Origin of the sequence: Streptomyces sp. NPDC047917 (assembly GCF_043204345.1) — a bacterium.
Classification (GTDB): domain Bacteria; phylum Actinomycetota; class Actinomycetes; order Streptomycetales; family Streptomycetaceae; genus Streptomyces; species Streptomyces sanglieri.
In genome coordinates, this window is the sequence record NZ_JBIDCA010000015.1 from 166,895 (window position 1) to 187,062 (window position 20,168).

General features: G+C 70.3%; 18 protein-coding genes. 11 read left to right on the plus strand and 7 right to left on the minus strand.

Going from position 1 to position 20,168, the window contains the following annotated elements:
* The first annotated feature begins 117 nt into the window (after positions 1-117).
* Positions 118-1,203 carry a serine hydrolase domain-containing protein gene (locus ACGF8B_RS33280; protein ID WP_392745841.1) on the plus strand — a complete coding sequence of 362 codons (1,086 nt, stop codon included), beginning with the start codon at positions 118-120 and terminating at the stop codon, positions 1,201-1,203.
* Here ACGF8B_RS33280 and ACGF8B_RS33285 read toward each other — a convergent pair.
* Entirely contained in the window at positions 1,200-2,906 is a 1,707-nt protein-coding gene (locus ACGF8B_RS33285) for a glycerol-3-phosphate dehydrogenase/oxidase (protein ID WP_259932493.1), read from the minus strand. The two genes, ACGF8B_RS33280 and ACGF8B_RS33285, sit on opposite strands and share 4 nt — an antisense overlap.
* A gap of 258 nt (positions 2,907-3,164) precedes the next feature.
* Between ACGF8B_RS33285 and ACGF8B_RS33290 the strand changes: the two genes are divergently transcribed.
* Positions 3,165-4,427: a nucleotide sugar dehydrogenase gene (locus ACGF8B_RS33290; protein ID WP_392745843.1), complete on the plus strand. Its 1,263-nt coding sequence runs from the start codon at positions 3,165-3,167 to the stop codon at positions 4,425-4,427.
* Positions 4,428-4,531: 104 nt separating this feature from the next.
* The gene (locus ACGF8B_RS33295) at positions 4,532-5,119 is read left to right on the plus strand and encodes a hypothetical protein (RefSeq protein ID WP_392745845.1); all 588 of its coding nucleotides are present in this window, start codon (positions 4,532-4,534) and stop codon (positions 5,117-5,119) included.
* Between the two features lie 79 nt (positions 5,120-5,198).
* Here ACGF8B_RS33295 and ACGF8B_RS33300 read toward each other — a convergent pair whose 3' ends face one another.
* From ACGF8B_RS33300 to ACGF8B_RS33315, 4 genes are all read right to left on the minus strand, one after another.
* A complete protein-coding gene (locus ACGF8B_RS33300; protein ID WP_003966886.1) occupies positions 5,199-6,323 on the minus strand; it encodes a GuaB3 family IMP dehydrogenase-related protein in 1,125 nt (374 codons plus the stop codon).
* 104 nt (positions 6,324-6,427) lie between these two features.
* Complete coding sequence (guaB, locus tag ACGF8B_RS33305; protein WP_392745847.1) at positions 6,428-7,933, minus strand: IMP dehydrogenase; 1,506 nt, start codon at positions 7,931-7,933, stop codon at positions 6,428-6,430.
* Between the two features lie 152 nt (positions 7,934-8,085).
* On the minus strand, positions 8,086-8,661 hold the full coding sequence (locus ACGF8B_RS33310) for a sigma-70 family RNA polymerase sigma factor (RefSeq protein WP_259932496.1): 576 nt from the start codon (positions 8,659-8,661) through the stop codon (positions 8,086-8,088).
* Positions 8,662-8,957: 296 nt separating this feature from the next.
* Complete coding sequence (locus ACGF8B_RS33315) at positions 8,958-9,569, minus strand: response regulator transcription factor (RefSeq protein WP_003948568.1); 612 nt, start codon at positions 9,567-9,569, stop codon at positions 8,958-8,960.
* Between the two features lie 412 nt (positions 9,570-9,981).
* Here ACGF8B_RS33315 and ACGF8B_RS33320 point away from each other — a divergent pair, with 412 nt between their 5' ends.
* The gene (locus ACGF8B_RS33320) at positions 9,982-10,317 is read left to right on the plus strand and encodes a WhiB family transcriptional regulator (protein ID WP_124716892.1); all 336 of its coding nucleotides are present in this window, start codon (positions 9,982-9,984) and stop codon (positions 10,315-10,317) included.
* 209 nt (positions 10,318-10,526) lie between these two features.
* Here ACGF8B_RS33320 and ACGF8B_RS33325 read toward each other — a convergent pair whose 3' ends face one another.
* Positions 10,527-11,417, minus strand: a complete 891-nt coding sequence (locus tag ACGF8B_RS33325; protein WP_392745848.1) for a LysR family transcriptional regulator — start codon at positions 11,415-11,417, stop codon at positions 10,527-10,529.
* A gap of 108 nt (positions 11,418-11,525) precedes the next feature.
* On the opposite strand from ACGF8B_RS33325, the gene ACGF8B_RS33330 reads away from it, so the two are divergent.
* Together ACGF8B_RS33330 and ACGF8B_RS33335 are read left to right on the plus strand one after the other, a co-directional pair.
* Positions 11,526-12,200, plus strand: coding sequence for an MOSC domain-containing protein (locus ACGF8B_RS33330; protein WP_392745943.1), 675 nt, complete (start codon positions 11,526-11,528; stop codon positions 12,198-12,200).
* Positions 12,201-12,235: 35 nt separating this feature from the next.
* Positions 12,236-13,009 carry an SDR family oxidoreductase gene (locus ACGF8B_RS33335; RefSeq protein ID WP_317865825.1) on the plus strand — a complete coding sequence of 258 codons (774 nt, stop codon included), beginning with the start codon at positions 12,236-12,238 and terminating at the stop codon, positions 13,007-13,009.
* Between the two features lie 8 nt (positions 13,010-13,017).
* On the opposite strand, the gene ACGF8B_RS33340 is transcribed toward ACGF8B_RS33335, so the two are convergent.
* Complete coding sequence (locus ACGF8B_RS33340) at positions 13,018-14,547, minus strand: right-handed parallel beta-helix repeat-containing protein (RefSeq protein WP_392745851.1); 1,530 nt, start codon at positions 14,545-14,547, stop codon at positions 13,018-13,020.
* A 226-nt stretch (positions 14,548-14,773) separates the two neighbouring features.
* Here ACGF8B_RS33340 and ACGF8B_RS33345 point away from each other — a divergent pair, with 226 nt between their 5' ends.
* From ACGF8B_RS33345 to ACGF8B_RS33365, 5 genes are all read left to right on the plus strand, one after another.
* Positions 14,774-15,862, plus strand: a complete 1,089-nt coding sequence (locus ACGF8B_RS33345; RefSeq protein ID WP_392745852.1) for a LacI family DNA-binding transcriptional regulator — start codon at positions 14,774-14,776, stop codon at positions 15,860-15,862.
* A 168-nt stretch (positions 15,863-16,030) separates the two neighbouring features.
* Entirely contained in the window at positions 16,031-17,359 is a 1,329-nt protein-coding gene (locus ACGF8B_RS33350) for an ABC transporter substrate-binding protein (RefSeq protein WP_392745854.1), read from the plus strand.
* Complete coding sequence (locus tag ACGF8B_RS33355; RefSeq protein ID WP_385202631.1) at positions 17,359-18,252, plus strand: carbohydrate ABC transporter permease; 894 nt, start codon at positions 17,359-17,361, stop codon at positions 18,250-18,252. Before ACGF8B_RS33350 ends, ACGF8B_RS33355 begins: the two co-directional genes overlap by 1 nt.
* The gene (locus tag ACGF8B_RS33360) at positions 18,249-19,103 is read left to right on the plus strand and encodes a carbohydrate ABC transporter permease (protein ID WP_124716899.1); all 855 of its coding nucleotides are present in this window, start codon (positions 18,249-18,251) and stop codon (positions 19,101-19,103) included. The genes ACGF8B_RS33355 and ACGF8B_RS33360 overlap by 4 nt, the downstream gene beginning before the upstream one ends.
* A gap of 35 nt (positions 19,104-19,138) precedes the next feature.
* Positions 19,139-20,167 carry a hydroxyacid dehydrogenase gene (locus ACGF8B_RS33365; protein WP_392745855.1) on the plus strand — a complete coding sequence of 343 codons (1,029 nt, stop codon included), beginning with the start codon at positions 19,139-19,141 and terminating at the stop codon, positions 20,165-20,167.
* The last annotated feature ends 1 nt before the right edge of the window (position 20,168 follow it).

Consider the following 20,168-nt stretch of genomic DNA (forward strand, 5'->3'; position numbering starts at 1 on the left):
TCCCCTCTGCGATCAACCCGCCCTGGCAGAGCGTTCATTGTCCCTCACCCCGGCGCCGGTCATGGTGCCGGGTCCGCGGGCCCGTCATGATGTGCCCCGAGGAAGGGATCCCCCGCCATGCCGATACTCAGGGCACTGTTCGCCGCTCCGTTGCTGCTGGCGCTGCTCGGCCTGGCGACAGTGCCCCTGCCCAGCGAACCACACCTCACCCCCGCTGCCACCTACCTCCCCCGGCTCGTCGCCGAGGGCCGGGCGCCGGCGGCGGCGCTGCTGGCTCACCGCTCCTCCACCGCACCGTACGACACCTTCCGCTCGACGGGCCCCGGTATCCGACGGGCGGACCGGTTCCGGGCGGGCAGCATCACCAAGACGTTCGTCGCCACGGTCGTGCTCCAACTCGCCCGGGAACGACGGCTGCACCTGACCGACAAGGTCGAGCGGCTGCTGCCGGGGCTGGTGCGCGGCAACGGCAATGACGGCCGCCGCATCACCCTGCGCGCCCTGCTCAGCCACACCAGCGGCCTCTACGACTACACCGGCGATCCATCCGCCCACCCCCTCTCCCCCGCCGCGGCGGTCCGCGTCGCCCTGGCCCACCGCCCGACGAACGCCCCCGGCCGCTACGCCTACTCCAATACCAATTACGCCGTACTCGGACTCGTCGTTCAACGGGTCACCGGACACAGCTACGCCACCGAGATCCGCAACCGCCTCATCACCCCCCTCCGCCTCAAGGGCACTTCCCTCCCGGGCTCGGAGACCTCCCTGCCCGCCCCGCACGGCCGTGCCTACACCCGCGATCCGGCCGGCGGCACCCTGCGCGACGTCACCGCGCTGGACCCCCGCACGGCGGGCCCGGCAGGCGAGCTGATCTCCACGCTCGACGACCTGAACCGCTTCTACGCGGCCCTGCTGGGCGGCCGTCTCCTCGCGCCCGCCCAGCTGGCGGTCCTGCTGGACACCGAGGCCACGCAGGGCGTCTACGGCCTGGGCATCTATCCGCAGAAGCTCTCCTGCGGCGCCACCGTCTGGGGGCACAACGGCCATATCGCGGGCAGTTACGTCCGTACCGCCGCTACGCTCGACGGCCGGCACACCCTGACGTACCGCGTCGACACGGACACCCTGGCCGACGCGGACACCCTCGAAGCCGCACTGCTCGAAGCGGAGTTCTGCCCCGCGGCCCCCGGGGAAAGGACCTAGATCGGCACGATGTCCGGGGCCCCGAGCCGCGCCGCGTCCGCCGTGAGGTCGTCCGGCTGGCGCTGCGACTCCCGCTCCGCCTGCACCCGCTTCTCGTAGTGCTCGACCTCCCGGTCGATCTGGCCCTCGTCCCAGCCCAGCACCGGCGCCATCAGCTCCGCGCAGAGCCGGGCACTGCGCGTGCCCCGGTCGAAGGTCTCGATGGAGATCCGGGTCCGGCGGGTCAGCACGTCGTCGAGGTGGCGGGCCCCCTCGTGCGAGGCGGCGTAGACGATCTCGGCCTTCAGGTAGTCGTCCGCCGAGGGCAGCGGCTCGCCCAGCACCGGATCGGCGAGGATCAGTTCGAGCAGCTGCTCGGTCGCCGAGCCGTACCGGTTGAGCAGGTGCTCCACCCGGGCGACATGGAGCCCGGATCTGGCCGCGATCCTCGCCCTGGCGTTCCACATCGCCGGATAGCCCTCCGCCCCCAGCAGCGGGATCTCCTCGGTGACGCAGGCCGCCACCCGCTGGTCGAGGCCGTGCACCGCCTCGTCCACGGCGTCCTTGGCCATCACCCGGTACGTCGTGTACTTGCCGCCCGCCACGACCACGAGGCCCGGCAGCGGGTGCGCCACCGTGTGCTCGCGCGAGAGCTTGCTGGTCGCGTCGGACTCGCCGGCCAGCAGCGGGCGCAGCCCGGCGTAGACACCCTGGACGTCGTCCCGGCTCAGCGGCGTGGCCAGGACCGAATTGACGTGTTCGAGCAGGTAGTCGATGTCGGCGCTGGACGCCGCCGGGTGCGCCTTGTCGAGATCCCAGTCGGTGTCGGTGGTCCCGATGATCCAGTGCCGTCCCCACGGGATGACGAAGAGGACGGACTTCTCGGTCCGCAGGATCAGGCCGGTCGAGGAGTGGATGCGGTCCTTGGGGACGACCAGGTGAATGCCCTTGGAAGCCCGGACGTGGAACTGTCCGCGCTCCCCGATCAGCGACTGGGTGTCGTCCGTCCAGACCCCGGTCGCGTTGACCACCTGCTTGGCCCTGACCTCGTACTCGCCGCCCGCCTCGACGTCCTCCACCCGGGCGCCGACGACCCGCTCGCCCTCCCGGAGGAAGCCGATCACCCGCGCACGGTTGGCCACATGCGCCCCGTAACCGGCGGCGGTGCGCACCAGGGTCGCCACATAGCGGGCGTCGTCCATCTGCGCGTCGTAGTACTGCAACGCCCCGACCAGGGCGTCCTTCCGAAGCGCCGGGGCGACGCGCAGCGCCTGACGGCGGGAGAGATGGCGGTGCACGGGCAGCCCGCGGCCGTGGCCCGAGGACACCGACATCGCGTCGTAGAGCGCCACGCCCGAACCGGCGTAGAGCCGCTCCCAGCCCTTGTGCTGCAACGGGTAGAGGAACGGCACCGGCTTCACCAGATGCGGGGCCAGTCGTTCCAGGAGCAGTCCGCGCTCCTTCAGCGCCTCGCGGACGAGCGCGAAGTCGAGCATCTCCAGATACCGCAGCCCGCCGTGGATCAGCTTGCTCGACCTGCTCGATGTGCCGGACGCCCAGTCGCGGGCCTCGACCAGGCCGGTCGAGAGCCCTCTCGTCGCCGCGTCCAGCGCCGTACCGGCGCCGACCACGCCCGCCCCCACGACCAGCACGTCCAGTTCGCGCTCGGCCATCGCGGCCAGCGCCTCGGCGCGCTCCGCAGGTCCCAGTGTCGCTGTCCTCACTGCTGCCTCCCGGGTAGATCGGGGTGGTCCGGCACGGGAATCGACCCGGCCCGGCGGGCGGTGCGGCCCGTGCCCACCTCTCGATTCTGTCCGTCGTCCACGACTTCGGCCACCGCCTGTGGACAACACCAGGACGACAGGAGCCCGCAATGCGACATATAGGTCATATTTAAGCCTAGTGTGACATTGCGCTGTCCACAGCGGTTGCGCTTTCTCCCCTCATGGTCATAGTCCGACCGGGAAGGACGGCCCATCCACATGCCCGCAGACCTCGCAGTCATCGGACTCGGCCACCTCGGCCTGCCCCTAGCCCAGGCCGCCGTGGCCGCGGGCGTCCAGACCGTCGGCTACGACACCGACCCACGCGCCTGTACGGAACTCTCCGCGGGCCGCACCCCCGTCGAGGGATCGCTCACCGCCTCGGAGATCCGCCGGATGCTCTCGGGGGGCTTCCGGCCCACCACCAACCCGGCCGAGCTGGGCCGGGTCCGTACCGCGGTGATCTGCGCGCCCACCCCCCTGGGCGCCGACCGCACCATCGACCTCACCGCCGTCGGCGACGCGGCCCGCGCGCTCGCCGCCCGGCTGCGCCCGCACACCACCGTGCTGCTGGAATCGGCCGTGCCGCCCGGCACCACCGAGAACTACCTGCTGCCGCTGCTCGAAGAGGGCTCGGGACTGCGCGCCGGCCGCGACTTCCACCTGGCCTGCTCCCCCAGCCGCCTCGACCCCGGCAACCGGACCCACGTCCACTCCAACACCCCCAAGGTCATCGGCGGTCTCACCCCCGCCTGCACCGAGTCCGCCGCCGCCTTCTACGGCCGGCTCACCGACAAGGTCGTCCGGGCGCGCGGGCCGCGCGAGGCCGAGATGACCAAGGTCCTGGAGACCAACTTCCGGCATGTCAACATCGCCCTGGTCAATGAGATGGCGGTGCTCTGCCACGACCTCGGCGTCGACCTGTGGGACGTCATCCGCTGCGCCGAGACCAAGCCCTTCGGCTTCCAGCCGTTCCGCCCCGGGCCGGGCGTCGGCGGCCACGGCGCCCCCGTCGACCCCGGCTACCTCCCGTACAACAGCCGCACCCCCGGCCACCCCCTGCGGATGGTCTCGCTCGCCCAGGAGATCAACGACCGGATGCCGCAGTACGTGATCCAGCGCTGCGCCACCTTGTTGAACGAGCACGGCAAGTCCGTCCGCGGCGCCCGGGTGCTGCTGCTCGGGGTCACCTACAAGCCCGACCTCGCCGACCAGGAGCGCTCCCCCGCCCGGGAGATCGCCACCCGGCTGATGGACATGGGTGCCCAGATCGGCTATCACGACCCGCACGTCCTGGACTGGCGGGTGCGCGAACTCCCGGTTCCGCGCGCCGACTCGCTGTACGAGGCGGCGTCCAGCGCCGACCTCACGGTGCTGCTCCAGCACCACCGGACGTACGACCTCCAGGGCCTCGCCGTGAAGGCACAGCTCCTCCTGGACACCCGGGGCGCGACCCCGGCGGGGGCCGCACACCGGCTGTAGCACCTCTCCCCCGGGATTTCGGTAGGAGATGTCACAGGCTGCTGCTAGCCTGCGGCGTCACTTCTCGCACAATCGTGCGCATCCGTCCCAGGGGGATTACCACCATGAGCCAGCCCGTGCCGCCGCCGAACCAGCCGCACGACGCCCAGTCCGGCGGCAACCCGTTCGCGGGCCAGCAGCCCGGCAACCCCACCGGCAACCCCTTCGCCGGCCAGCAGCCCGGTGACCCGAGCGGCAACCCCTTCGCCGGCCAGCAGCCCGGCATGCCGTTCGCCCCGCCGGCTCCGGCACGCAACAACCTCGGCCTCGGCCTGGCCGCCGGCTTCGTCGCGGCCGTCGTCGCCGCGGCCATCTACGGCGCCATCATCGGCGCCACCAAGCACGAGATAGGCTACGCGGCCGTGGGTGTCGGCTTCATCGTCGGCTTCGCGGCGGGCAAGGTCGGCGGCCGCAACCCCGTGCTGCCGGTCGTCAGCGCCGTGCTCTCGCTGGTCGCCGTCTACTTCGGCCAGCTGCTCGGCGAGGCGATGATCGCCGCCAAGGAGCTCCCGGTCACCGTCTCCGAGCTCTTCTTCGACCACTTCAGCCTGCTGAACGAGGCGTGGAAGGCCGACTCGGACTTCATCTCGTACGTCTTCTTCGCCGTCGCGGCGGTCGCCGCGTTCTCCGGCGCCAAGAAGGCCGCCGACTAGGCCGTCGGCCAGTCGCGGAAACACACAGGAGGGCCCGGACCGCAGCGCGGTCCGGGCCCTCCTGTCATGTCCGTGACGCTCAGCGGCGGTGCTGCGAGTCCGCCACCGTGACCTCGACGCGCTGGAACTCCTTGAGGTCGCTGTAGCCCGTCGTCGCCATCGCCCGGCGCAGCGCGCCGAAGATGTTCATCGAGCCGTCGGGGGTGTGCGAAGGACCGGTCAGGACCTCCTCGGTGGTGCCGACCGAGCCCAGGTCCACCAGCTTGCCGCGCGGCACGTCCTCGTGGACCGCCTCCATGCCCCAGTGCCGGCCACGGCCCGGCGCGTCCGTCGCACGGGCCAGCGGGGAGCCCATCATCACGGCGTCCGCACCGCAGGCGATGGCCTTCGGCAGGTCGCCGGACCAGCCGACGCCGCCGTCCGCGATCACGTGCACGTACCGGCCGCCGGACTCGTCCATGTAGTCACGGCGGGCGCCGGCCACATCGGCGACCGCGGTCGCCATCGGGACCTGGATGCCGAAGACGTTGCGCGTGGTGTGCGCGGCGCCGCCGCCGAAGCCGACGAGGACACCGGCCGCGCCGGTACGCATCAGGTGCAGGGCGGCGGTGTACGTGGCGCAGCCGCCGACGATCACCGGGACGTCCAGCTCGTAGATGAACTGCTTGAGGTTGAGCGGCTCGGCCGCTCCCGAGACGTGCTCGGCGGAGACCGTCGTACCGCGGATGACGAAGATGTCCACGCCGGCGTCGACGACGGCCTTGGAGAACTGCGCGGTGCGCTGCGGGGAGAGCGCGGCGGCGGTGACGACACCGGAGTCGCGCACCTCCTTGATGCGCTGCCCGATCAGCTCCTCCTGGATCGGCGCGGCGTAGATCTCCTGGAGGCGGCGGGTCGCCGACTCGACGGGCATCTCGGCGATCTCGTCGAGCAGCGGCTGCGGGTCGGCGTGCCGGGTCCACAGCCCTTCCAGGTTGAGGACGCCCAGGCCGCCGAGCTCGCCGATCCGGATGGCGTGCTGCGGGGAGACCACGGAGTCCATGGGAGCGGCCAGGAACGGCAGCTCGAATCGGTAGGCGTCGATCTGCCAGGCGATCGAGACCTCCTTCGGGTCACGGGTACGGCGGCTCGGAACGACGGCGATGTCGTCGAATGCGTACGCCCGGCGGCCGCGCTTGCCGCGCCCGATCTCGATCTCAGTCACGTGTGTGGCCTTTCCCTCTGCGTTTCAGCGCCTTCCAGTATCCCCGACATATGCGCCAGGGGCGGCCCCGGGAGTCCCGGGACCGCCCCTGGCCCTGTCGGCGGCTACTTGCTGCGGCTGTAGTTCGGTGCCTCGACCGTCATCTGGATGTCGTGCGGGTGGCTCTCCTTGAGCCCCGCGGACGTGATGCGGACGAAGCGGCCCTTGGTCTCCATCTCGTCGATGGAGGCGGCGCCCACGTAGCCCATGGTCTGCCGGAGCCCGCCGACGAGCTGGTGCAGCACGTTGCCCAGCGGGCCTCGGTAGGGCACCTGGCCCTCGATGCCCTCGGGCACGAGCTTGTCGTCCGAGGCCACGTCGGCCTGGAAGTAGCGGTCCTTGGAGTACGAGCGGCCCTGGCCGCGGGACTGCATCGCCCCGAGGGAACCCATGCCGCGGTACGACTTGAACTGCTTGCCGTTGATGAAGAGGAGCTCGCCGGGAGACTCCTCGCAGCCCGCGAGAAGGCTGCCCAGCATGACCGTGTCGGCACCGGCGGCGAGCGCCTTGCCGATGTCGCCGGAGTACTGCAGACCGCCGTCACCGATGACCGGGACCCCGGCCGCACGGGCGGCGAGAGCGGCCTCGTAGATCGCGGTGACCTGCGGGACGCCGATGCCGGCGACCACACGCGTGGTGCAGATGGAGCCGGGGCCCACGCCGACCTTCACGCCGTCGACACCGGCGTCGATCAGGGCCTGCGCGCCGTCACGCGTCGCGACGTTGCCGCCGATGACGTCGACGCCGACGCTGGACTTGATCTTCGCCATCCAGTTGAGCGCGTTGCTGTTGTGTCCGTGCGAGGTGTCGACGATGAGGAAGTCCACGCCCGCGCCGGCCAGCGCCTGGGCGCGCTCCAGGGCCTCCGGGCTGGCGCCGACCGCCGCGCCGACGAGGAGCCGGCCCTCGGCGTCCTTCGCCGCGTTCGGGTACTGCTCGGCCTTCACGAAGTCCTTGACCGTGATGAGGCCCTTGAGGACGCCCGCGTCGTCGACCAGCGGAAGCTTCTCGATCTTGTGGCGGCGCAGCAGCTCCATGGCGTCGACGCCGGAGATGCCGACCCTGCCGGTCACGAGCGGCATCGGCGTCATGACCTCGCGCACCTGACGGCTGCGGTCGGACTCGAACGCCATGTCGCGGTTGGTGACGATGCCCAGCAGCTTGCCCGCCGGGTCGGTCACCGGGACGCCGCTGATGCGGAACTTGGCACACAGCGCGTCGGCCTCGGCCAGCGTCGCGTCCGGGTGCACGGTGATCGGATCGGTCACCATGCCGGACTCGGAGCGCTTCACGAGGTCGACCTGGTTGACCTGGTCCTCGATCGACAGGTTGCGGTGCAGCACACCGACGCCACCCTGCCGCGCCATGGCGATGGCCATGCGGGACTCGGTCACCTTGTCCATCGCCGCGGAGAGCAGCGGGATGTTCACGCGCACGTTGCGGGAGATACGGGACGAGGTGTCGACCGCGTTCGGCAGCACCTCTGATGCGCCGGGCAGCAGCAGCACGTCGTCGTATGTCAGCCCGAGCGTCGCGAATTTCTCGGGCACTCCGTCGACGTTTGCAGTCATGACACCTTCCCCAAATGGCCTTGATCGGTGCGGATGTCCATGCTAACGGCCTCCGGGGGTGTCTCATTCCACGAGCAAGATCACCCAGAGGTTCTGTAGCTTCGTACGGAAACCCCGTACCGGACCCCGCTCGCGGCCGCGACCGCCTCCGCTCACTGCTCCGCGAGGGCCCGCAGCCTGCTCAGGGCCCGGTGCTGGGCGACCCGGACGGCGCCCGGCGACATGCCCAGCAGCTGTCCGGTCTCCTCGGCGGTGAGCCCGACGGCGACCCGCAGGACCAGCAGCTCGCGCTGGTTCTCCGGAAGGTTGGCGAGGAGCTTCTTCGCCCAGGCGGCATCGCTGCTGAGCAGGGCGCGCTCCTCGGGTCCGAGCGAATCGTCCGGCCGCTCGGGCATCTCGTCGGACGGCACGGCCGTCGATCCCGGGTGCCGCATGGCGGCGCGCTGGAGATCGGCGACCTTGTGGCCCGCGATGGCGAAGACGAAGGCCTCGAAGGGCCTGCCCGTGTCCTTGTAACGCGGCAGCGCCATCAGCACCGCGACACAGACCTCCTGCGCCAGGTCCTCCACGAAGTGGCGGGCATCACCCGGCAGGCGGCTCAGCCGGGACCTGCAGTAGCGCAGCGCGAGGGGGTGTACATGGGCCAGCAGATCATGGGTGGCCTGCGCGTCGCCCTCGACGGCACGGTGCACCAGGGCACCGATCGCCGTCGTCTCGTCGTCGCGCATCGGACCATGGTGCCTCGGAGCCGCGTCATCCGTGCTACCGCGTCCGTAGTTGTGCACCGAAGCGTTATGAGCGGGTGCGCCGGAAGTCATGTCCTGCGCCCTCCCCTTCCGCTCGACCGAATCGTTCCCGAGGAACTCCACATCTCAAGGATGCGGCATCGGCCGGGAAGCGTCACATACCGTCGGCGCGACGGGCTCCGCCGGTGGGGCGGAGCCTGCCTTGCGCATGTCGGTCACGTCGCCCCGTCCGCCGCTGCGCGGACGGGGAGTCGATCACCGCCGGCCACTGCCGGCCCTCAGCGGACCAGGCCCCAGCGGAAACCGAGCGCGACGGCGTGCGCCCGGTCCGAGGCTCCGAGCTTCTTGAACAGACGCCTGGCGTGCGTCTTCACCGTGTCCTCGGAGAGGAACAGCTCACGGCCGATCTCGGCGTTCGAACGGCCGTGGCTCATTCCTTCGAGCACCTGGATCTCACGCGCGGTGAGCGTCGGCGCCGCACCCATCTCGGCCGACCGCAGCCGGCGCGGGGCGAGCCGCCACGTCGGATCGGCCAGCGCCTGGGTGACGGTGGCGCGCAGCTCCGCGCGGGAGGCGTCCTTGTGCAGGTAGCCGCGGGCACCGGCGGCGACCGCGAGCGCGACACCGTCCAGGTCCTCGGCGACGGTCAGCATGATGATCCTGGCGCCGGGGTCGGCGGAGAGCAGCCGCCGGACCGTCTCCACACCCCCGAGACCGGGCATGCGTACGTCCATCAGAATCAGATCCGAACGGTCGGCGCCCCAGCGGCGAAGGACTTCCTCGCCGTTGGCCGCCGTCGTCACCCGCTCCACGCCGGGCACGGTCGCGACCGCGCGACGAAGCGCTTCTCGGGCAAGCGGGGAGTCGTCGCAGACGAGGACGGATGTCATGACCGTCCTCCGAAGCCGATGCGCGTCACCTTGAGCCTCCAGGCTGTTACAAGTCGTCACCTGTGCGGTTGACACTCTCGGACACCTGCCCGATCGCTTTTTCCGTCAACCGCCTCCGCCCTCTCAACGACGGTCACTCGAAAGAGTTACGGGTCGGGGAACCGGGTTCGGCACTCTACGTGAGGGGGCGCACACGGAGGAGAACGACGCGGATCATCCAATCATCAACCGAAACTTCACATGAAGGTATGCCCCATTTAGCGGGTTTTCTTCCCTTTTGCTGGTGTCTGTGGATAGATTCGCAATCAGTCATATTTACATCTACTTACACCGTAGATGTACGGTCGTGGGCACGGTCGATGACGGACGACAACGACGTTTCCGACTCAGCATGGTTTCGAGGGGACAAGCAATGGCAGATTTCTCCCGCCTACCCGGACCCAACGCCGATCTGTGGGACTGGCAACTGCTGGCGGCCTGCCGAGGGGTCGACAGCTCACTGTTCTTCCACCCGGAGGGTGAGCGCGGCGCGGCCCGGAGCGCCCGCGAGAACTCGGCGAAAGAGGTCTGCATGCGGTGCCCGGTACGCGCCGAGTGCGCGGCGCACGCCCTGGCGGTGCGAGAGCCCTACGGAGTGTGGGGCGGACTGACCGAGGACGAGCGCGAGGAGCTCATGGGACGCGCCCGCAGCCGGCTGATCGCGGCCGCGGCGCCGTCGGGTGTGCCGTCCCCGTCCGGGCACGGCTGATCCCGGCGCCTCGCACAGCAACAACAGAAACGTTTCCGCATTGAGGGTGGTACGACCCCGGCCGCACACATCACGGTTGTACGTACCCGGCCGCGCACCTCGCGGGTGGTGGTACGAACCGGGGCGCGCGCATCGCGGTTGTACGTACCCGGCCGCGCACATTTTGCACGAACCCGGCCGCGCCGAGGGGCCGGGTCACAGGCAGGCCCTCAGCGGGTGGCCGCCAGTGACAGCCGGTCCAGGGTGGCCGCCACCGCCGGGACCTGAGCCAGGTCCGGCAGGGTCAGCGCGACGATCTCGCGCTCGATGGCCGGCTCCACCGTCACGGTGCGTGCCCCCTTGGGTCGCACCGACTCGATCGCCAGCTCCGGCAGCACGGCCACCCCGAGTCCGGCACCGACCAGGCCGACCACCGCCGGGTAGTCGTCGGTGGCGAAGTCGATCCGGGGGGTGAAGCCCGACGCCTCGCAGACCTCCACGAGCTGGCGGCGGCAGCGCGGGCAGCCCGCGATCCAGGACTCCTCGGCCAGCTCGGCGATGCCCACCGAGACGGAGCTCGACAGCCGGTGCCCCTCAGGGACCAGCCCGATCAGCCGGTCGGTGAGCAGCGGGCGCACCACCAGGTCGTCCCATTCGGCGCCGGAGCTGCCGTAACGGAACGCCAGCGCGATGTCGCAGTCGCCCTCGCGCAGCATCTCGACGGAGCGCGGCGGTTCGGCCTCCACCAGCGAGACCCGGGTGCCGGGGTGGGCCGCGCGCAGCGCGGCGAGGGCGCCGGGGACCAGGGTGGAGCTGCCGCTGGGGAACGAGACGAGCCGGACCCGGCCGGCCCGCAGCCCGGCGATGGCGGCGACCTCCTCCTCGGCGGCGGTCAGACCGGCGAGGATGCCGGAGGCGTGACGGACCAGGGCCTCACCGGCCTGGGTGAGCCGCATCTCGCGGCCGGTGCGGATCAGCAGCGTGGTGCCCGCCGAAGCCTCCAGGGCCTTCATCTGCTGGCTGACCGCGGGCTGGGTGCAGCCCAGTTCGCGGGCGGCGGCGGAGAACGAGCCGGTGGCGGCCACGGCGCGCAGGACACGGAGATGACGGGCTTCGATCACCCTTCAACCATAAGCGACTCTTGGATCGGTTGCGCATTATTGCCGCACATCTTTGAGGGTGGAGTGGTTAGCGTTCTCGGTATGACGTCCATGGAACCGACCGGGCCGATGCGGCTGCTCACCGTGAACACGGGGCGCCCGAAGGCCGTCCCCTACACCGACGCCCCCGAGGGCGTGACCGGTATCGACAAACGGCCTGCCGAGGGGCCGGTGCATGTCACCGATCCCGGGCCCAAGGGCGTCGGCGGCAGCGGTCTGGCCGGGGACTCGGTGTGCGATCTGCGCCATCACGGCGGCTCCGACCAGGCGGTGTACGCCTTCGCCCGCGAGGAGCTCGACGCGTGGGAGCGGGAGCTCGGCCGGCCGCTGGCCAATGGCGCGTTCGGGGAGAACCTGACGACCCGTGGGGTCGATGTCAGCGGTGCGAGGATCGGTGAACGCTGGCGGATCGGTGCCGATCTGGTGCTGGAGGTGACGTCGGGCCGCATCCCGTGCCGTACGTTCGCCGGTCGCCTCGGCGAGGAACGCTGGGTCAGGAGGTTCACCCGTGCGGCGGCTCCGGGCGCCTATCTGCGGGTGATCGAGCCGGGCACGGTCCGGGCCGGGGATCCGGTCGGGATCGTGTACCGCCCGGACCACGACGTCACCGTGCGGATGGAGTTCCTGGCCGCCACCACGCGGCGGGACCTGCTGCCGGAGCTGCTCGTGGCCGGGGACGCGCTGCATCCCGAGACACTGCGGGCCGCCCTGAAGTACGCCGGAAAGCCGGCGGTGGACGGCTGATCGCCGCGTGCCCGACAGGCACTAACGTGCCGCGTATGACGACTGCACTGATTACGGGCGCGACCGCGGGGATCGGTGCCGCCTTCGCGCGGCGGCTCGCGGCGGACGGGCACAACCTGGTGCTGGTGGCACGCGACACCGAGCGGCTGCGCGAGCAGGCGACGGAGCTGCACGACCGGCACGGCATCGAGGCCGAGGTACTGAGGGCCGATCTGTCCGAGGACGAGGGGATCGCCTCGGTCGAGGACCGGTTGACGGACCGTCGGCACCCGGTGGACCTGCTGGTCAACAATGCCGGGTTCGGCAACAAGGGCCACTATCTGGACGTGCCCATGGCCGATGAGCTGAAGATGCTGAAGGTGCACTGCGAGGCGGTGCTGCGGCTGACCTCGGCTGCGGCGGCCGGAATGCGGGAGCGCGGCCGGGGCGGTGTGGTCAACGTGGCCTCGGTGGCCGCGTTCGTGCCGCGCGGGACGTACGGCGCGTCCAAGGCGTGGGTCGTGCAGTTCACCCAGGGCGCGGCGAAGGACATGGCCGGTACGGGTGTCCGGCTGATGGCGCTGTGCCCCGGGTTCGTACGGACGGAGTTCCACCAGCGGGCCGGGATGGGGACCGGCAACATCCCGGGCTGGATGTGGCTCGACGCGGACAAGCTGGTGGCGACGGCGCTGGCGGACCTGGCGCGCGGCAAGTCGGTCTCGGTCCCGGATCCCCGGTACAAGGCGCTGATGGGGGTCGTGAAGGTGACACCGCGCGGCCTGCTCGGAGGGATGACCTCCAAGACAGGCCGCAAGTACGGTCCTCAGTGAGCGGTCGGTTACCGCACTCCGCGGGCCGCGTAGGCGCCGATGTTGGGAGCGCCGGGCCTGATCCGGTTGCCGAAGTAGTCCTTGCCGCCGTTGTTCTCGATGACGGCTCCGGCGGCGAGGGCGGGGGAGCCGGCGCCGAGCCGGAAGTCGGCCCGGAGCTTCGGGTCCGCCGTGATGCCGCCGGGGTTCGGGCGGGTCATGTCGATGCCGTAGAAGGCGTTGTGGTCGAAGGAGAGCCCGGGGGTCGGGTTCTTGAAGGCGTAGCCGCCGGTGCCCTCGCTCACGAAGACGTTGTTGCGGATGGCCAGTTCGTGCTGGGTGGTGGCGGGGCTGCCGGCGTCGTCCTGGACGAGGTAGCCGGGGATCTGCTCCTTGTTGTGGAAGGTGTTGTTGTAGATCTCGGTGCCCAGGATCGGGCCCCAGCAGTTCTGGACGAGGCGGGCGCCGTCGTTGCTGCTGACGTTGTACCGGGCGACCGTGCCGATGGTCTTGGCGCCGCTGTACGGGCAGATCAGCAGGAAGCCGCCCTTGTTGTCGTGGCTGTAGTTGTACTGGAAGACGGTGTTCTGGGAGGCGCCGTCGGCGTCGAAGGACATTCCGTCGTGGGTGTTGCCGCCGCCGGAGACCTCGTTGTACTCGACGGTGGTGTCGTCGGTGTTGAAGGTCCAGATGCCCGCGTTGGCGGAGGGCGAGCGGAGCTGGAAGCCGTCGACCCGGTTGTGGTCGACCCGGGCACCGCTGGTGGTGTCGAGCTTCATCCCGTCGCCGGCCAGGGACTTCAGCGTGTTGTGGTGGATGCGGACGCCGGTGCTGGGCGTCCACTCCCCCGGGTAGACGTTCGGGTCCTGCTGCTGGCCGACCAGATCGCGCTTGGAGAAGGTCGACTTGAAGTAGATGCCCTCGCGGTCGACGTCCTCGATGCGGTTGTTGCCGATGTCCAGGCCGTCGTACCAGCTGGCCTTCGCCGTGCCCTCGACGGCGATGTGGATCGCGCTGGAGCCGGAGACCGTCTTGTAGTCGCCGCCGCGCACATCGTGGATGTAGAGGCCGGAGATGTCGAAGCCGCGGGCGACGCCGTAGTCGGTGAGGCGGAGGCGGACGCCGTTGCGCTCGCTGCCGGGGTTGTCGGCGTTGGTGATCTCCAGTGCCTTGAGGTGCACGTACTGGGTGTTGGCGAGCAGGACGACGTCGTGGGCGCCCGCGCCGTCGAGCCTGGCGCGGGCCGGGCCGTTGCCGTAGTCGGCGATGGTGAACGGGGCGCGGGCGGAGCCGGTGCCGGTGGGGGCGAGGGTGCCGGTGCAGGTGACGCCGCGCTTGAACAGGAGCCGGTCGCCGGGGCCGTAGGTGTGCGCGTTGGCCTCGGCGAGCGAGGTCCAGGGGTGCCGCTTGCCGCCGGTGGCACCGGCCGGGTCCGCGGCGCAGTCGACGTGGAAGGTGCGGCCGGCCGGCGCGGCCTGCGCGGCGGTCTGGCTCGCGACGGTCAGGCCGCCTGCGGCGGTCAGGGCCGCGAGCGCCGCAGCGGTGACGCGATGTCTCACAATTCCTCCGTACGAACAGTCAGGATCGGGCGAACAGTCGGCGTCGGGACGGGGACGAGTCCGCATCGCCGGGAATCCTGGACTTGGATTGATCGAACGTCAATGGATTGCGTTTGAATGATCGAAACTCCCATCGTTCGATCACGTTGGTCTAGGGTCGGAAGACGGGCCCCGGCGCCGGCCGGACCGGGGGCCGGGGCCACCACACTGCGAGGGGACTGCTGCCGTGCGCGAAAGTGCTGCTGAACGTCATGACCGCCTGCTCGGGCTGGTACGGGAACGGGGTTCGGCCCGGGTCTCGGACCTGGCCTCGCTGCTGGGGGTCTCGCCCGTCACGGCGCGCCGGGACGTGGAGGAGCTGGCCGGCCGCGGCCTGCTCGACCGGGTCCACGGTTCGGTGTCCTGGCCGCAGGACGCCGCCCCGGGCGCCGCCGGCCCCGGGGCCGGCGGCAGCGGACTGGTCCTCGGCATGCTCGCGCCCTCGTCGACCTACTACTTCGCCGAGGTCATCCGCGGTGCCCACGAGGCCGCCGCGAAGGCCGGGGCCAGGCTGATACTGCGGATCTCCGACTACCGGCCGCAGGAGGACCAGGCCCGCACCGAGGGCCTGCTCTCCGCGGGCGCCGAGGGGCTGCTGATCGCACCCGGCTGGCAGGACCCGGGCGACCCCGCCGCGTTCGGCGACTGGATCACCTCACTGCCCGTGCCGACCGTCCTGCTGGAGCGCAGGCCCACCGCGGGCTCCCCGCTGGACGGCCTGGACCGGGTCTGCTCGGACCACGCGCACGGCGTGCTGCTGGCGGTACGCCACCTGGTGGACCTCGGACACGGGGCACCGCTGCTGATGGCCCGCGCGGACTCCCCGACCGCCGTCGCGGTGCGGTCCGGGTACCGGGAGGCGCTGGCCGTGCTCGGGTTGCGCGCACCGCAGGACGTGATCGATTCCGTACCGGCCGAACTCGCCCCGGACGCCTTCGAGGAGGCCGTGCAGGCGCTGCGCGAGGCGGTGCTTTCGGGGGTGGCCACGGCGGCCCTGATCCACAACGACGTGGACGCGATCCAGGTGGTGCAGCGCCTGGCCGAACTGGGCGTGCGGGTGCCGCAGGACCTGGCCCTGATCGCCTACGACGACGAGGTGGCGGCACTCGCGGACACCCCGCTCACCGCGGTGGCGCCGCCCAAGCGCGAGGTGGGCCGGCACGCCACGGAGCTGCTGGTGGAACGGCTGGGGCAGAGCGAGGGCGCTCCCCGGCGCCATCTGACGCTGCTGCCGCAGCTGAGGGTCAGGGAATCGTGCGGGGCGCACCCCTCCTAGGTGTTTCCGCCGCTTCCGTGCCCGATTCCGCAGGGTATCCCACGTACGTCCGTTCATAACTAATCTGATCTTTTTTCGATCAATCGATCTTTCGCTCTTGACTTCGGTCACGACTGGTCCAAGGATCACGGCCAACGCCAATGTCGCCGCCAGTTCAGGAGCCTCGCTGTGAGCCGCAGTCCGAGCAGAACGTCCCTCGCCGTTGTCGGCACCGCCACCGCCCTCGCCCTTCTCACGGCCTGTGGCGGCGGCGACGACGACTCCGCAGCCGCCGGAACCGACGGCAAGCCCGTCAGCATCACCTTCTGGGGCTGGGCCAAGGGGTCCAAGGAGGTCGTTGACGCGTTCAACGCCTCGCACAAGAACATCAAGGTGGTGTACGAGGAGATCCCGTCCGGCAACGCGGGCGGCTACGCCAAGATCTCCAACGCGGTCAAGGCCGGCAACGCGCCCGACCTGGTCTCCATCGAGTACCCGCAGCTTCCGGAGTACGTCAGCCAGGGCGCGCTCCAGGACATCGGCGAGTACTTCACCGAGGACATCCGCAAGAAGCTGCTGCCGCAGGCGGTCGAACTGACGACGCTCGGCGGCAAGAACTGGGCCGTTCCGTTCGACGCCTCGCCGCAGTCCTTCTACTACCGCAAGGACCTGTTCGAGAAGTACGGCGTCGAGGTCCCCAAGACCTGGGACGAGTTCCGCAAGGCCGCAGAGAAGGTCAAGAAGGCCGACAAGAAGGCCCGCATCGGCACCTTCTTCCCCGACGACCCGACCACGTTCCAGGCGATGGCCTGGCAGGCCGGCGCCCAGTGGTACAAGCCCGAGGGCGACACCTGGAAGGTCAGCACCGCCGACGCGGCCACCAACAAGGTCGCCGACTACTGGCAGGGTCTGCTCGACGACGACCTGATCCGCGCCAACGCCTCGTTCAGCCCCGAGTGGACCAACTCCCTCAAGAACGGCGGCACGGTCGGTTACCTCGGCGCCGCCTGGGGCGCGGGCGTCCTCAAGGGCACGCTGCCCGAGCAGAGCGGCAAGTGGGCCGTCGCCCCGATGCCCAGCTGGGACGGCAAGCCCGCCAGCGGCATGCTCGGCGGCTCCACCTTCGCGGTGACCAAGACCAGCAAGAAGGCGAAGGCCGCGGTCGAGTTCGCCACCTGGATGTCGACCACCGAGGACGGCATCAAGGCCCGCATCGAGTCCGGCACTTCGAGCGCCTTCCCGGCCGCTTCGGCACTGCGCCCGGTCGCCAAGAAGGCCTTCGACGCCGGCTTCTACGGCGGCGAGGACATCTACCAGGTCTTCGAGGGCGCCGCGACGTCGATCGGCCCGAACTGGAACTGGGGCCCGACCACCGGCACCACGAACACCACCATGAAGGACCAGTTCGGCAAGGTCGCCAGCGGTGGCACCACCATCAAGGACGCCGTGAAGGCCGGGCACGACGCCACGGTCGCCGAGCTGAAGAAGCGCGGGCTGAAGGTCGAGGACGCAGGCTGATGAAGCGCGCCCGGACGACCAGAGCCGCCGCCATCCTGCTGGGGCCCTTCTTCGTACTGTTCACCGTGGCCATGCTGCTGCCGATCGGTTACGCGGTCTGGCTCAGCCTGTTCACCGAGAAGCAGTCCGGCCTGGGCTTCGGCGGCACCGAGACCGTCTTCAGCGGACTCGACAACTACACGGCGGCCCTGGGCGACCGGGCGTTCCGCGAGGGCTTCGGCGTACTCCTCGGATACTGCCTGTTCTACATTCCGCTGCTGCTCATCGGAGCCCTCGCCCTCGCCCTGCTGCTGGACTCCACGCTGGCCCGCGCCCGCCGGTTCTTCCAGCTCGCGCTCTTCCTGCCGCACGCCGTGCCCGGCATCATCGCCGCGCTGATCTGGGTGTACCTCTACACGCCGCAGCTCAGCCCGGTGGTCAGCGCCATGGAGTCGGGCGGGATCGGCTTCGACTTCTTCTCCCCCGAAGGCGCCCTTCCCTCCATCGTCAACATCGCCCTGTGGGAGTGGCTCGGCTACAACATGGTGATCTTCTATGCCGCGTTGCAGGCGATCGACCGCTCCGTGCTCGAAGCGGCGACGGTCGACGGGGCCGGAGCCTGGCGCGTCGCGCTCAGCATCAAGGTTCCGCTGATCCGCGCCTCCGTCGTGATGGTCGCGCTGTTCACGGTCATCGGCTCGCTCCAGCTGTTCACCGAGCCGCTGATCCTCAACAAGGGGACCGGCTCCGCCGTCACCTCCACCTGGACGCCGAACATGTACGCGTACACCGCGGCCTTCGAACGCAACGACTACGGTCTCGCCGCGGCCGCCTCCATCCTGCTGGCGCTCACGGCCGCGCTGCTGTCCTTCGTCGTCACCCGCTTCACCGGCCGGAAGGGCAAGAAAGCATGAACTCCCCCGCCTCCCGCAGCCGCTGGATGTCGAAGACCGCCGTCAACGGCTTTCTCGTGCTCGCCGTCGTCTACATGCTCTTCCCCCTCGTCTGGCTGGTCACCGCCGCAACGAAGGACACCGGCGGTCTGCTCGCGGGCAACGCCTTCTCCTTCGAGGGCTTCAACCTCGGTGAGAACCTGTCGAACCTGGCCTCCTACGGCGACGGCATCTACTTCCGCTGGTACCTCAACAGCCTCATGTACGCGGGCGGCGGGGCGATCGTCTGCTCGCTGATCTGCGTCGCCGCGGGATACGCCTTCGACAAGTACGAGTTCCGGGGCAAGGAGAAGCTGTTCGGCCTCGTGCTGATGGGCGTACTGGTGCCCACCACGGCGCTCGCCCTGCCGATGTATCTCCTGGCCTCCAAGACCGGCCTGGTCAACACCTACTGGTCCGTGCTGATCCCGGTGCTGGTCAACCCGTTCGGCGTGTATCTCGCCCGAGTGTTCAGCACCGGCTACATACCGAACGAGGCCCTGGAGGCCGCCCGTATCGACGGGGCCGGCGAGCTGCGCGTCTTCTGGTCCATCGGACTGCGCATGGTCATGCCGGGCTTCGTGACGGTCTTCCTCTTCCAGTTCACCGCGATCTGGAACAACTTCTTCCTCCCCCTCGTGATGCTCTCGGACCGCAAGCTCTTCCCGCTGAGCCTCGGTCTGTACTCCTGGAACACCAACACCCACGGCGAGCCGAGCTTCTACCCGCTCGTCGTCACCGGGTCGCTCCTCGCCGTCATCCCCCTGATCGTCGCCTTCGTCTCGCTGCAGCGGCACTGGAAGGCCGGACTGACCGCCGGCAGCGTCAAGTGACCTCACCGCGAGCCCTGAGGAGTACGAGTTCCACCATGCCCCACGCCACTGACAACCGGCCGACGGCCCTGCTCGCGATGGGGCCCGGCATCGCCGACCGCCTCCTCGCCGACCGCCACCGCACCCGGCTGGCCGCCCTCACCCGTACCGACCCGGCCTTCGTCGCCCACGACCTGGCCGACCCGACGCCCGAGGTGGCCGCCGCGCTCGCCGAGGCCGAGGTGCTGTTCACCTGCTGGGGCGCGACACCGCTCACCGCCGAAGTACTGGCCGCCGCGCCCCGGCTGCGGGCCGTGGTGCACGCCGCGGGTTCCGTGAAGCACCACATCACCGAAGCCTGCTGGGAACGCGGCATCACCGTCACATCGGCTGCCGGGGCCAACGCCCTGCCGGTCGCCGAATTCACCCTCGCCGCGATCCTGTTCGCCGGCAAGCGGATACTGCGCTCCGCGGACCGCTACCGCGAGCTGCGCGCCGACCACGACTGGCTCGCGGAACTCGACGGGACCGGCAACTACCGCCGTACCGTCGGCATCGTCGGCGCCTCCCGGATCGGCCGGCGCGTGATCGAGCTGCTGCGCCCGTTCGACCTGGACGTGCTGCTGTACGACCCGTACGTGGACGACGCGGAGGCGGCCCGGCTCGGCGTACGGCTCACCTCCCTCGACGAGCTGTGCGCGAGCAGCTCCGTCGTCTCGGTGCACGCGCCCCAGCTGCCGGAGACCCACCACCTGATCGGCGCGGCGCAGCTGGCCGCGATGGCGCCCGGGACGACGCTGATCAACACGGCGCGCGGTTCGCTGATCGACGAGGACGCGCTGCTGCCCGAGCTGACGGCCGGGCGTCTCCAGGCGGTCCTGGACGTGACGGACCCCGAACTGCCGCCCGCCGATTCGCCGTTGTACACCCTGCCGAACGTGCTGCTCACCCCGCACGTCGCGGGTTCGCTGGGCGACGAGCTGCACCGGATGGCGGACCAGGCGCTGGACGAGCTGGAGCGGTTCGCGTCCGGCCTGCCCTTCGCGGACCCGGTGCACTCCGGAAGCCTGAGCCACTCGGCCTGAA

Bases quoted from the DNA above. Each gene is read 5' to 3' on its own strand.
- ACGF8B_RS33280 (WP_392745841.1), top strand. From the start codon at position 118: ATGCCGATACTCAGGGCACTGTTCGCCGCTCCGTTGCTGCTGGCGCTG.
- ACGF8B_RS33290 (WP_392745843.1), top strand. From the start codon at position 3,165: ATGCCCGCAGACCTCGCAGTCATCGGACTCGGCCACCTCGGCCTGCCC.
- ACGF8B_RS33295 (WP_392745845.1), top strand. From the start codon at position 4,532: ATGAGCCAGCCCGTGCCGCCGCCGAACCAGCCGCACGACGCCCAGTCC.
- guaB (WP_392745847.1), bottom strand. From the start codon at position 7,933: ATGACTGCAAACGTCGACGGAGTGCCCGAGAAATTCGCGACGCTCGGG.
- ACGF8B_RS33310 (WP_259932496.1), bottom strand. From the start codon at position 8,661: ATGCGCGACGACGAGACGACGGCGATCGGTGCCCTGGTGCACCGTGCC.
- ACGF8B_RS33315 (WP_003948568.1), bottom strand. From the start codon at position 9,569: ATGACATCCGTCCTCGTCTGCGACGACTCCCCGCTTGCCCGAGAAGCG.
- ACGF8B_RS33320 (WP_124716892.1), top strand. From the start codon at position 9,982: ATGGCAGATTTCTCCCGCCTACCCGGACCCAACGCCGATCTGTGGGAC.
- ACGF8B_RS33330 (WP_392745943.1), top strand. From the start codon at position 11,526: ATGCGGCTGCTCACCGTGAACACGGGGCGCCCGAAGGCCGTCCCCTAC.
- ACGF8B_RS33335 (WP_317865825.1), top strand. From the start codon at position 12,236: ATGACGACTGCACTGATTACGGGCGCGACCGCGGGGATCGGTGCCGCC.
- ACGF8B_RS33355 (WP_385202631.1), top strand. From the start codon at position 17,359: ATGAAGCGCGCCCGGACGACCAGAGCCGCCGCCATCCTGCTGGGGCCC.
- ACGF8B_RS33360 (WP_124716899.1), top strand. From the start codon at position 18,249: ATGAACTCCCCCGCCTCCCGCAGCCGCTGGATGTCGAAGACCGCCGTC.
- ACGF8B_RS33365 (WP_392745855.1), top strand. From the start codon at position 19,139: ATGCCCCACGCCACTGACAACCGGCCGACGGCCCTGCTCGCGATGGGG.